This is a genomic window from Pseudomonas sp. AC463 (assembly GCF_979253585.1).
This window is the reverse complement of record NZ_CEEDDZ010001140.1, coordinates 1-238: the sequence shown is the minus strand read 5'-3', so window position 1 is coordinate 238 and position 238 is coordinate 1. Positions and strand designations below refer to the sequence as shown.

The 238-nt window shown below is 62.2% G+C and carries 1 protein-coding gene; it reads left to right on the top strand.

Going from position 1 to position 238, the window contains the following annotated elements; translation table 11 throughout:
* Nucleotides 1-87: sarcosine oxidase subunit gamma family protein (locus tag AC0IYH_RS33865; RefSeq protein WP_471838847.1), on the top strand; the 87-nt coding region annotated here is incomplete at its 5' end.
* Nucleotides 88-238 lie beyond the last annotated feature (151 nt).

The window sequence follows — 238 nt, the reverse complement described above, 5'->3', positions numbered from 1 at the left end:
CTGCTGATTCGCCGCAGCTTCTCTGACTACTTCTGGCTGTGGCTGCAGGATGCCAGCGCCGAGTACGGGTTGGCTGTGGAGGCCTGAGGTCTCGTTGCTGTAACCCACTGTGGGAGCGGGCCATGCCCGCGAATTTTCGCGCGCATGGCGCGCTCCCACGGTTAACTGCAATTGCCAGTTTCGTAGCCTGGGTTAGCCGAAGGCGTCACCCGGGACGGTGGCAAGGGTTTCACACCTC